This is a genomic window from Streptomyces sp. NPDC059499 (assembly GCF_042749285.1).
Taxonomy (GTDB): domain Bacteria; phylum Actinomycetota; class Actinomycetes; order Streptomycetales; family Streptomycetaceae; genus Streptomyces.
Genome location: NZ_JBHYTT010000024.1, coordinates 77,678 through 88,077 on the forward strand (window position 1 = coordinate 77,678; position 10,400 = coordinate 88,077).

Annotated in this window: 9 protein-coding genes and 1 pseudogene; 6 read left to right on the forward strand and 4 right to left on the reverse strand. The window is 71.7% G+C overall.

The genetic code is table 11. The features are described from left to right. Positions 1 to 47: 47 nt before the first annotated feature. The 4 genes from ACFW9O_RS34765 to ACFW9O_RS34780 all read right to left on the reverse strand — a co-directional run bounded on the left by ACFW9O_RS34765 (position 48) and on the right by ACFW9O_RS34780 (position 3,996). Entirely contained in the window at positions 48 to 845 is a 798-nt protein-coding gene (locus tag ACFW9O_RS34765; RefSeq protein ID WP_384614994.1) for a family 1 encapsulin nanocompartment shell protein, read from the reverse strand. After that, positions 845 to 1,915, reverse strand: a complete 1,071-nt coding sequence (locus tag ACFW9O_RS34770; protein ID WP_384614980.1) for a Dyp-type peroxidase — start codon at positions 1,913 to 1,915, stop codon at positions 845 to 847. The genes ACFW9O_RS34765 and ACFW9O_RS34770 overlap by 1 nt, the downstream gene beginning before the upstream one ends. Before the next feature lie 100 nt (positions 1,916 to 2,015). Next, positions 2,016 to 3,458, reverse strand: coding sequence for an NADP-dependent phosphogluconate dehydrogenase (gene gndA, locus ACFW9O_RS34775; RefSeq protein WP_384614982.1), 1,443 nt, complete (start codon positions 3,456 to 3,458; stop codon positions 2,016 to 2,018). Positions 3,459 to 3,522: 64 nt separating this feature from the next. Continuing rightward, the gene (locus tag ACFW9O_RS34780) at positions 3,523 to 3,996 is read right to left on the reverse strand and encodes a DUF5709 domain-containing protein (protein ID WP_351174458.1); all 474 of its coding nucleotides are present in this window, start codon (positions 3,994 to 3,996) and stop codon (positions 3,523 to 3,525) included. 274 nt (positions 3,997 to 4,270) lie between these two features. Between ACFW9O_RS34780 and ACFW9O_RS34785 the strand changes: the two genes are divergently transcribed. The 6 genes and pseudogenes from ACFW9O_RS34785 to ACFW9O_RS34810 all read left to right on the forward strand — a co-directional run. Beyond that, positions 4,271 to 5,527 (forward strand): ATP-grasp domain-containing protein, encoded by a 1,257-nt coding sequence (locus ACFW9O_RS34785; protein ID WP_384614985.1) that lies wholly within the window; start codon positions 4,271 to 4,273, stop codon positions 5,525 to 5,527. Continuing rightward, positions 5,524 to 6,432 carry a Rossmann-like domain-containing protein gene (locus tag ACFW9O_RS34790; protein ID WP_384614987.1) on the forward strand — a complete coding sequence of 303 codons (909 nt, stop codon included), beginning with the start codon at positions 5,524 to 5,526 and terminating at the stop codon, positions 6,430 to 6,432. The genes ACFW9O_RS34785 and ACFW9O_RS34790 overlap by 4 nt, the downstream gene beginning before the upstream one ends. Beyond that, positions 6,429 to 7,517 (forward strand): PLP-dependent cysteine synthase family protein, encoded by a 1,089-nt coding sequence (locus ACFW9O_RS34795; protein ID WP_384614989.1) that lies wholly within the window; start codon positions 6,429 to 6,431, stop codon positions 7,515 to 7,517. Before ACFW9O_RS34790 ends, ACFW9O_RS34795 begins: the two co-directional genes overlap by 4 nt. Next, positions 7,514 to 8,590 carry an enolase C-terminal domain-like protein gene (locus ACFW9O_RS34800; protein WP_384614990.1) on the forward strand — a complete coding sequence of 359 codons (1,077 nt, stop codon included), beginning with the start codon at positions 7,514 to 7,516 and terminating at the stop codon, positions 8,588 to 8,590. Before ACFW9O_RS34795 ends, ACFW9O_RS34800 begins: the two co-directional genes overlap by 4 nt. After that, on the forward strand, positions 8,587 to 9,861 hold the full coding sequence (locus ACFW9O_RS34805) for an MFS transporter (RefSeq protein WP_384614991.1): 1,275 nt from the start codon (positions 8,587 to 8,589) through the stop codon (positions 9,859 to 9,861). The genes ACFW9O_RS34800 and ACFW9O_RS34805 overlap by 4 nt, the downstream gene beginning before the upstream one ends. Beyond that, positions 9,858 to 10,307: pseudogene (locus ACFW9O_RS34810) on the forward strand (class I SAM-dependent DNA methyltransferase); the annotation flags it as partial. The gene ACFW9O_RS34805 and the pseudogene ACFW9O_RS34810, both read left to right, overlap by 4 nt. Between the last annotated feature and the right edge of the window lie 93 nt (positions 10,308 to 10,400).

The window sequence follows — 10,400 nt, forward strand, 5'->3', positions numbered from 1 at the left end:
CCCGGGGCACGCGATTGCTCCTGACCGCCGGTCGCGGGCACGCGAGGTCAGGCGATGAGCCCGATCACGGCCTCGGGCGTCAGCATCCGGAAAGTGAAGGCCTGGTGGAAGTAGAGCCGGATGTCCGTGGCGTCGTGGTCGAGGTAGCCGATGGACAGGTCCTGGCCCAGACACAGTTCGAAGTCGCCGCCGCGGGTGGACAGCAGCACACCGCCCTTGACGGCAGGCGCCCACAGGATCGGTTCGTCGAGCACCCGGGCCAGATGGGTGGCCACCGGATAGCCGTGGTCGGAGGTCTCGGTGGCCTCCGTGAACGCGTCGGCACCGAGGAGCAGCCGGTACGGTCCGTCGACACCGGCCAGGCGCAGCCGGGTCAGTGCCTGGCTCACGGCGGCCGGATAGTCCCGGGCGTCGGCGGGAAGCGCGAGAGGGGTGTGCGAGGAACCGTCCCGCAGGCCCGTGATGCCGGCCGCCGCGTACCCGTCGATGACGGCCATGTCCTCGGCGAACGCACAGGTGCGGGCCGCGTCCTTGACGGGCTGCCAGTCGCTGTCTTCGGAGCCGCGTTCCACGTCGTCGACGGCCGCCCGGGTCACTGTGAACGGCACCCGCCACTCGATGACGGGCGTGGACGTGCGGGCGCGGGCGATCACGTCGGGGGTGGGCGGGTCGATGTCGCGCAGGTGCCCGTCGCCGATGGCGGCCAGGCCCGGACCCTCCGGGTCATGGACGTCCACCACACGTCGGCCGGCCACATGGCGGCTGAAGGTGCGCCGGGCTTCCTCTTCGATCTGTTCCCAGGCGGCGTCGGTGACGGGGGCCAGTTCGCGATGGAGGTTGTTCATCATGAGGCGCTTTCTTGCAGGCTGCCGATGCGCAGCGAACCGTCACGGACCGCGGCGGCGGACGGGGACTGCGGCGCCGGCGCGGACACCGGCCCAGGCAGGGCCCCGGAAGCGGCGGAGGCGGGCAACGGCGGAGGGGCGTCGAGGAAATCGGCGCTGGGGGCGTGGAAGAGCGTGCCGGTGACCGCCGTGGAGAAGTCGAGGATGCGGTCGTGAGTGCCGGGCGGGCTGCCGAGGAACATGTTGCGGAGCATCTGCTCGGTCACTCCGGGATCGGCGGCGTATCCGATGAAGTACGTGCCGAATTCGCCTCGTTCGAAGCTTCCGAAGGGCATGTTGGCGCGCAGGATGTCCTGTTCGGTGCCGTCCGGGCCGGTGATGGTGTTCAGCGCGACATGGGAATCGGCGGGCTTGACGTCGTCGGCGAGTTCGACGTCGGCGAACTTGGTGCGGCCGATGATCCGTTCCTGCTGCTCGGTGCTGAGACCGTTCCAGCCGGTCAGGTCGTGGAGGTACTTCTGCACGATGACGTAGCTGCCGCCCGCGAAGGCGGGATCGTCCTCGCCGACCAGCGCCGCCGCCAAGGCGTCCTTGCCCACGGGGTTCTCCGTACCGTCGACGAAGCCGAGAAGGTCCCGGTGGTCGAAATAGCGGAATCCGTGGACCTCGTCGACGACCTCCACCGCGCCGCCCAGCCTGCTGAGCAGCTGGGACGCCCACTCGTAACAGACGTCCATCTGTTCCGCCCGGACATGGAACAGCAGATCGCCCGGGGTGGCCGGAGCATGATGCAGCGGACCCCGCAACTCCTGGAACGGATGCAGGGCGGCCGGCCTGGGACCCGAGAACAGCCGGTCCCAGGCGTCCGAGCCGAAGCCCGTCACACACGCCAGCCCGGCGTCCGGCACCCGGAAGCCGATCGAGCGGGCGAACGCGGCGAGATCGGGCAGCACCTCGCGTACCGCGGATTCGCCCCCGGGCTCGATCGTGGCGACCAGGACCAACGCGGCGCTGGTCAGCGGCGTGACGACGGGCTGGACGACGACGGGATCCGGGACGGCCTCGGGCATGCGCGCACTCCGTGGGTGGTGGCAGGACTCCCTGCCACTAATCCACAGCCCCGTCCCGGCCGCACTCCGGGCGGTCCGGCCGGGCGAAGGAGCCGCGCCGTCAGCCGGTGGCGGTCTCCGACCTGTCGCCGCCCCAGAGCGTGTGGAACGAACCCTCACGGTCCGTGCGCCGGTAGGTGTGCGCCCCGAAGAAGTCCCGCTGGCCCTGGGTGAGTGCCGCCGGCAGCCGGTCGGCGCGCAGCCCGTCGTAGTACGAGAGCGCCGCCGCGAAACCGGGAGTCGGCACACCCTGGCGCACGGCCTCGCCGATCACCGAGCGCCAGTCGTCCTGCGCCGCTCCGATCTCCTCGGCGAACTGCTTGTCGGAGAGGAGGCTCAGCAGGTCGGGTCGGGTGTCGTACGCCGCCCGGATCCGGTCCAGGAACGCGGCGCGGATGATGCACCCGGCCCGCCAGATCGCCGACACCGCCCCGAGATCGATGTCCCAGCCGTAGGCGTCGCTGCCGGCCCTGATCTGGTGGAACCCCTGCGTGTACGAGACGATCTTCGATGCGTACAGCGCCTGCTCGACCCGGTCGGCGAAGGCCGCCGCGTCCGCCTCGTCCAGTGCGGCGGCGGTGGGCCCCGGCAGCTCACGGGCGGCCTCGCGCAGATCGGCGTGTCCCGACAGGGAGCGGGCGAAGACGGCCTCGGCGATCCCGGACACCGGCACACCCAGGTCGAGCGCGATCTGCACGGTCCAGCGGCCGGTGCCCTTCTGTTCCGCCCGGTCCTGCACGATGTCGACGAACGGCCTGCCCGTCGCCTCGTCCGTGTGGGCGAGCACCTCCGCCGTGATCTCGATCAGGTAGGAGTCGAGGCGCCCGGTGTTCCAGCTGCGGAAGGTCTCGGCGATCCGGGCGGGGGAGTAGCCCGCGACGGCCCGCAGCAGGTCGTACGCCTCCGCGATGAGCTGCATGTCGGCGTACTCGATGCCGTTGTGGACCATTTTCACGAAGTGTCCGGCGGCGTCCGGCCCGATGTGGGTGGTGCACGGCGAGCCGTCCTTCGCCTTGGCGGCGATCTTCTCCAGCATCGGCCCCAAAGACGCGTAGGACTCCTCGGAACCGCCCGGCATGATGCTCGGCCCGTTCAGCGCGCCCTCCTCGCCGCCGGAGATACCCACGCCGACGAAGTGGATCCCGCGTTCGCGCAGTTCCTTCTCGCGGCGACGGGTGTCCTCGAAGTGGGCGTTGCCGCCGTCGATGATGACGTCGCCGTCCTCCAGGAGCGGGGCGAACTCCTTGATCACGGCGTCCGTCGGCTCACCCGCCTTGACCATGATCACCAGACGGCGGGGGCGCTCCAGGGCGGCGACGAACTCCTGCGGGGTGTGCGCGGCGACGAATGTGCCCTCCTGTCCGAACTCCTCGACGAGGGCGTCGGTCTTCGCGGTGGTGCGGTTGTGCACGGCGACGGTGAAACCGTTCCGGGCGAAGTTCCGGGCGAGGTTGCGGCCCATCACCGCGAGTCCAGTGACGCCGATCTGCGCAGTGCCGCTCATATGGGTGCTCCTGCAATCTGTTCGGGGATGCCGGTCAGGGATACGGGTTTCGGCGGGTGGGCGTTCAGCGGGCGGTCTCCTCGCCCAGGAGGTCCTCCTCCTCGGGAATCACGTGCATCGCCGCCTCCTCGGCCGATGCCGCCGCACCGTCGATACCGACGTCCTGGGCGGTCAGTGTGGCCGGGACGTGGCCGTCGCCACCCTGGGTGAGGCGTCCGGCGCGGTCGGTGCCCACTTCCGTGTCGTAGAGCTCGCCGTCACCCTCGGCCAGATCTCCCGGCCCGTCGCCGTCTTCCGAGACTTCGGGAATCTCCCTGGTCAGACGGGTGTCGAGGGACTGGCCCGTGTGTCCTTCCGTCGCGGTGGTGCCTTCGTCGTTCACCGCCCACGGCCGATCGGGCGGTGAGTACCCCTCGTCGAGGACGTCGGTGACCCCCGTGGTGTCCAGGGTGTCCTCCACATCGAGCAGGTCGTCGGGGTCCGAGGCTTCCGGTTCCTGGGGCTGGTAGACGTCGTCCCCCCGGTCGGTGTCGCTCATGGTCTCTTCCTTTCGATCCGGGGGTGGGTGGGGCTGCCGCCGCGTCCGCGGGGCGCCGGGGATCGTCGCGCCCGTTCCGGGTCCCTGTACGCAATTCCACTCCGGTCCAGCGATCACCGCAACGGAAGCGGTGCGCGAAAGAGCATGACGAAGCTTTAGATGACAATGAAAACGATTATCGATAGCGTGTGGGCCGTCGGGCAGGACAGCCCCCGCACCGGGGTGAGCTCTGCCTGCCCGGCATTCCCAACGGCACTGTGAGAAGGGGGAGCTCGTGGCTCACCTGTTGGTGGTCGAGAGCTGGGTCGGATCGATGAGCAGACTGCTGCCGCGGGCGCTGGGTGAGGGCGGGCATCACTTCACCTTCCTCACCCGCGACCTGCAGCACTACCTCCGGGCCGCACCGGAGGGCACGGCCCATCCGCTGCTCACCGCACGGAACGTCGTCACGGCACCGACCAATGACCTCGGAGCGCTGCTCCCGCTGGCCGAGCGGCTGCACGGAGCGCTTCCCTTCGACGGGGTGATCACCTCCTGCGACTACTACCTGCCCGCGGCCGCCCGTATCGCCGCCCGGCTCGGTCTGCGGGGCCCGGCACCCGACGCGATGGAGAACGCCTGCCGCAAGGACGCCACCCGCCGGATCCTGGCCGCCGCGGGCCTCCCGGGCCCTCGGTTCGCGGTCTGCGAGGACGCCGTCGCCGCGGCGGAGGCCGCGCGGGACATCGGCTATCCACTGGTGGTCAAGCCGGTGGACCTGTGCGCGGGCATGCTCGTCCGGCGTGTCGACGACGCAGCGCAACTGGCCGCGGCCTGCCGTGCTTTGGAGGCGTTCCCCGTCAACGCCCGTGGACAGCGCCGCACGGCCCACATCCTCCTCGAGGAGTTCCTGCGGGGCCCCGAGGTCAGCGTCGAGACCGTGACGTACGAAGGCACCGTCCATGTCGTCGGGGTGACCGACAAGAGCGTCGGCGGTGCGCCGGCCTTCGTCGAGACCGGTCACATGTTCCCCGCCGACCTCACCCCCGACAGGATCGCCGCCGCCGCGGACACCGCCGTACGCGCCGGAACCGCACTCGGACTCGACGACGTCGTGGCGCACACCGAGATCAAGCTGACCGCCGACGGACCCCGCGTCGTGGAGGTCAACCCACGCCCCGCGGGAAACCGCATCACCGAACTCGTACGTCACGTCACCGGCATCGACCTCGCCGCCGCCTGTGTCGACGTGGCGCTCGGCCGCCGGCCCGATCTCCGCCGGCGCGACACCGGACTGCGCAGTGCCGCCATCGGATTCCTGGTCCCGGACACCATGGGCACGCTGGCCTCCGTCGAGGGATCCGCCGGGTTGCGCGACGCCGACGGAGTGCTCGACATCCAGCTCGCCGAACCGGGACGGACGGTCGGGGCGGCGGACAGCAACAACGCCTACCTGGGCCACGTCATGGCGGGCGACGCCGCAGGGCTCGGTGCCCGTGACCGCGTCGAGTCGCTGCTCGCAGGCCTGCGCCCCCGGTTGGTGCGGTCATGACGACGGCTTCTTCCGCCGAGGCCGAGACCCTCACCCTCGACGTGCTCCTGCACCGCGCACTGGCCGGGGAACTGGGTCCGGATCCCCGTACCCGCCGTGTCTCCGTGGCCTTCACGACGTCCCAGGCCGCACGGCACGACGGGCGGCGCGGCGGGTACCGCAACGAGGTGCTGAGCCTCCGCCTCGGCCGGGCCGTCGGCTCCTGCTCCGTCGAACCCGGCGCCCTCCCTGCCGGGACGGTCGACGACTGCGCCGGTGCGGACGTGGCCGGTCTCCTCGCCCATCCGCTGCTGCCGGTACGGGTCGCGGCGCTGGACGCCTACCTGATGGACGTCCTGCCGCACAGCCGGGCGGACGGGGCGCAAGCCGTGGCCGTACCCGCCGGGACGTCGATCGAGCGCTCCCGTGCGCGGGCGAAGGCCGTCGTCGATCTGCTGGCTGTCGCGCCCGGCGGCACGGTCCTGGTCGTCGGAGTCGTCAACTCCCTGCTCGCCGAACTGCGCGCACGGGACATCACCGGCCTGCCGTGCGACCTGAAGGGCGGCACCACCGAATGGGGCGAACCCGTCGCCACCGACGCCCTGGAAGCCGTCGCGCACTGCGACGCCGTGCTGGCCTCCGGCATGACGCTCGGCAACGAAACCTTCGATCCGCTGCGCCGGCGCGCCCTGGACCGCGGCAAGCCCCTCGTCATGTTCGCCCAGACAGGGAGCGCGGTGCTGCCCCGCTTCCTCGGCGCCGGAGTGACCGCGGTCTGCGCGGAGCCGTACCCCTTCTTCTGGCTCGACGGCGGACCCGGCACCGTCCACCGCTACCGGGCGGGCACGGACAGCCGCTCCCCGGCGGGCGCCGGCGGATCCGGAACCGAGCACCGGCACCCGGCGGACGACGGAGGCACCCTGTGACCACAGCGGCAGCACCACAGACCCTCGCACCCCACCGCGAACTCCTCGCACTCCTCGGCCGCACCCCGCTGGCCAGGATCACGACAGGACTCCCGGCACCCCACCCCGGCTTCTGGGCCAAGCTCGAAGGGCACGCCGTCGGCGGCATGAAGGCGCGGGCCGCGGTGTCGATGCTCCTGGGAGCCGAGGAACGCGGCGAACTGCGCCCCGGAGCACCCGTGGTGGAGTCCACCTCCGGCACCCTCGGCATAGGTCTGGCCTTCGCGGGACAGGCGCTCGGCCACCCCGTCGTCCTCGTCGGCGACAGTGAACTCGAACCGTCCATGCGGCAGTTGCTGCGCGCCTACGGAGCCCGGCTCGAGCTCGTCGACCGTCCGGCCGCACGGGGCGGCTGGCAGGGCGCCCGGCTGGAACGGCTGCACGACCTGCTCGGCCGGCTGCCCGGCGCGTACTGGCCCGACCAGTACAACAACCCCGACAACACGGCCGGTTACGCCTCGTTGGCCGCCGAACTGGCAACCCAGCTAGATCACTTGGACATCCTCGTGTGCAGCGTCGGCACCGGCGGGCACAGTGCCGGGATCGCCGGGCCGCTGCGCAGGCACTGGCCCGCCCTGCGCATGATCGCCGTCGACTCCACCGGATCCACCATCTTCGGGCAGTCCGCGGCACCACGCCTGATGCGCGGGCTCGGCAGCAGCATCCATCCCCGCAACGTGGCCTACGACGTCTTCGACGAGGTCCACTGGGTCGGTCCGGCCGAGGCCGCCGACGCCTGCCGACGCCTCGCCCGGGGCAACTTCGTCAGCGGCGGCTGGAGCACCGGCGCCGTCGCACGCGTCGCCGCGTGGGCCGCCCGCACCCAGCCGGGCGCGGCCGTCGCCACCGTCTTCCCCGACGGACCGCACCGCTACCTCGGAAGCGTCTACGACGACGACTTCACGACCGCCCACGGAATCGCCCCGGACCTCGCGGCCACCGAACCCGTGGAGATCCCGCACCCCCGCGCCGCCCCGAACGCCGGATGGGCCAGGTGCACCACCGTCACCGACCCGCTCGCCGAACACCTGGAGAGGCAGCGGTGAACGTCACCCAGCACACCGGCCGGCTCGTCCTCGCGGAACCGCTGCGGATCTCACGCTCGACCATGACCTCGCGCGACGCCGTGCGGCTGACCGTAGAACACGAAGGGCTGCGCGGTCACGGCGAGGCCGTCACGAGCGTCTTCTACGGCCTCGGCACCTCGGCACTGCAGAGGCTGTTGGCCGACGTCGCAGGGCAGCTCACCCGCTTCGCCGTGCCGGAGACCGCACTGCACGCACTGCGCGTCGGGGAGCTCACCACCCCGGACACCCCCGCCGCCGTGACCGCAGCCACGGAAGCGGCGCTCCTCGACCTGGTCGGCAAGCGCACCGCCACCTCCGTACACGGGTTCCTCGGTTCCCCCGAAGCACCGAGGGCCGCCACCGCCCGCACGATCTCCCTCACCTCTCCGGGCCGCGCGGCAGCAAGAGCCCGCCTGCTGGCCGACGCCGGGTTCTCCGTCATCAAGATCAAGGCGGGCGACCGGGACCAGGAAACCGACCTGGACCGGGTGCGGGCCGTCCGCGCGGCAGCCCCCGGCGCCCGGCTCCTCCTCGACCCGAACGGCGCCTGGTCCGCGGGCCAGGCCCGCAGGCTCCTGCCCCGGTTCGCCGAACTCGGCATCGAGGCCGTGGAACAGCCGCTCGCCCCCGGCGACCCGGAGGCCCTGGCGCGACTCGCGGCCCGGTCCCCGCTGCCCGTCATCGCGGACGAGGACGCGGTCACCTACGAGGACGCCCGACGGCTCGCCGGACGCGTCCACGGAATCAACGTCAAACTCGCCAAGTGCGGCGGAGTCCACGCCGCACTGCGGATCGCCGCCCTCATCGAGGGCAGCGGGACGGACCTGATGCTCGGCTGTCTGACCGCCAGCACCCTCGGTATCGCCCCGGCGGTCCACATCGCCGACCGTGCCCGCTGGATCGACCTCGACGGGCACCTGCTGCTCGCCCACGACCCCTGGACCGGCATCGGCGGCGCCGACGGCTTCGTGGGAACGACCGGGCGGCCGGGGCTCGGCGTGCGACAGCGCACCGCGGTGGAGCACGGGACGTCCGAGGCGGCGGTGTCATGAGGACCTGGCACGAGATCCGCGGTTTCCCGCTCGCCATCAGGCTCCTCCTGGTCAACCAACTCGGGGTCAACACGGGCTTCTACCTGCTCATCCCCTTCCTGGCCGTCCACCTCGGCGACAACCTGGGCATGTCCGCAGCCGTCGTCGGCATTGTCCTCGGAGTGCGCAACCTCAGCCAGCAGGGCCTCTTCCTCATCGGCGGATCGGCCGCAGACCGGCTGGGCGCGCGTGGCGTCATCATCGCCGGCTGTGCGATACGCACCGTCGGCTTCGCCCTGTTCGCTCTCGGCGACGGACTGCCCGTCCTGCTCGCCGCCTCGGTGCTCAGCGGAGTGGCAGGGGCCCTGTTCAACCCGGCCGTCCGTACGTATCTCGCCCAGGAGGCGGGAGAGCGCCGGGCCGAGGCCTTCGCGCTCTTCAACGTCTTCGCGACCACCGGTGCCCTCATCGGCCCGCTCCTGGGCAGTGCCCTGCTCCTCGTCGACTTCCGGGCCTCCGCGCTCACCGCCGCCGCGATCTTCGCCCTGCTCACGGTCGCCCAGGCACTGGTCCTCCCCGCCCGCGAGGTGCCACCGGCCACGAGCAGCGTCACCGCCGACTGGCGGGAGGCCGTCGGCAACCGCGCCTTCCTCGCCTTCGCACTGGTCATGGTCGGCATGTTCACCCTGGAGAACCAGCTCTACCTGCTGCTGCCCGACAGCGCCCGGCGGGCCACCGGCTGGGACGGTGCGGCCGGACTCGTCTTCCTCGTCGGTACGCTCGCCGGCCTCGCCCTGCAGCTCCGGATCACCCGTGTACTGAAGCGACGCGGCAGCAGGGGCCGCTGGATAGCCACCGGTCTTGCCCTCATGGCCCTCGCCTTCATACCGCCCATGACACTGGCGGGGACCGGCGCACCACCCAGCGGTGCCACGGACACCGCCCTGCGCGCCCTGCCCGTACTGGCCGGAGCCTTCCTGCTCCATCTCGGGATCATGACCGCGCAGCCGTTCGTCATGGAACTGATCCCCGGCTTCGGGCGGCCCGAACTGACGGGAACGTACTTCGGGATCTTCTACGCGGTCTCCGGAATCGCGGCGGCAGTCGGCAACACCGCCGTCGGCTGGGCGATGGACGCGGCCGGGCGCGGTGGGGCGGGCAGCGCCGCCGGACTGCTGCCCTGGGTCTGCTGTCTCGTGCTCGGCCTCGTATCCGCAGGTGGCGTGGCATGGCTCCACCGCATCGGCACCCTTCCGGCGGCGCACCCGTCCCCCGTACCGGTGACGGCATGAAGCACACGGGAACCGCAGGGACGGGGAACCTGCTCACCGACCGCCCCGCGCTGTACGAGGCCCGGTTCCCGGACCCCGGCCGGCTCGCCGGCCGATGGGCCGAGGACTGCCTGCGGCGGTACGGGGCGGGCCCGGCGGTCCTGGACCTGGGCTGCGGCACCGGACGCGATGCCGCCCACCTCCACCGTGCGGGACGCCGCGTCACGGCCGTCGACCTCTCCTCCTCGATGCTCGCCCACGCCCGTGTCCACCACCCCGGACCGGTCTACGTACGCGCGGACCTGAGCGCGTTCGATCCCGGCCGACGCGCCTTCGACGCCGCGGTGTGCCTGGACAGTTCGCTGCTGTACTGCCACACGAACGAACAGCTCGACGGCTTCCTGACATCCTGCCGCCGCGCCCTGGCCCCGGGCGGCCTGCTGGTCGCGGAGATGCGCAACGGCGCGTAAAGCGTGTTGCAGAAGGCTGTGTGGTGGCGTGCTGACGCCGGGCTGAAGTCCTGTCTGATCATGCGGCGAGGGCGTGGTTGTGCATGTGGG

Bases quoted from the DNA above. Each gene is read 5' to 3' on its own strand.
- ACFW9O_RS34765 (WP_384614994.1), bottom strand. From the start codon at position 845: ATGAACAACCTCCATCGCGAACTGGCCCCCGTCACCGACGCCGCCTGG.
- ACFW9O_RS34770 (WP_384614980.1), bottom strand. From the start codon at position 1,915: ATGCCCGAGGCCGTCCCGGATCCCGTCGTCGTCCAGCCCGTCGTCACG.
- ACFW9O_RS34790 (WP_384614987.1), top strand. From the start codon at position 5,524: ATGACGACGGCTTCTTCCGCCGAGGCCGAGACCCTCACCCTCGACGTG.
- ACFW9O_RS34805 (WP_384614991.1), top strand. From the start codon at position 8,587: ATGAGGACCTGGCACGAGATCCGCGGTTTCCCGCTCGCCATCAGGCTC.
- ACFW9O_RS34780 (WP_351174458.1), bottom strand. From the start codon at position 3,996: ATGAGCGACACCGACCGGGGGGACGACGTCTACCAGCCCCAGGAACCG.
- gndA (WP_384614982.1), bottom strand. From the start codon at position 3,458: ATGAGCGGCACTGCGCAGATCGGCGTCACTGGACTCGCGGTGATGGGC.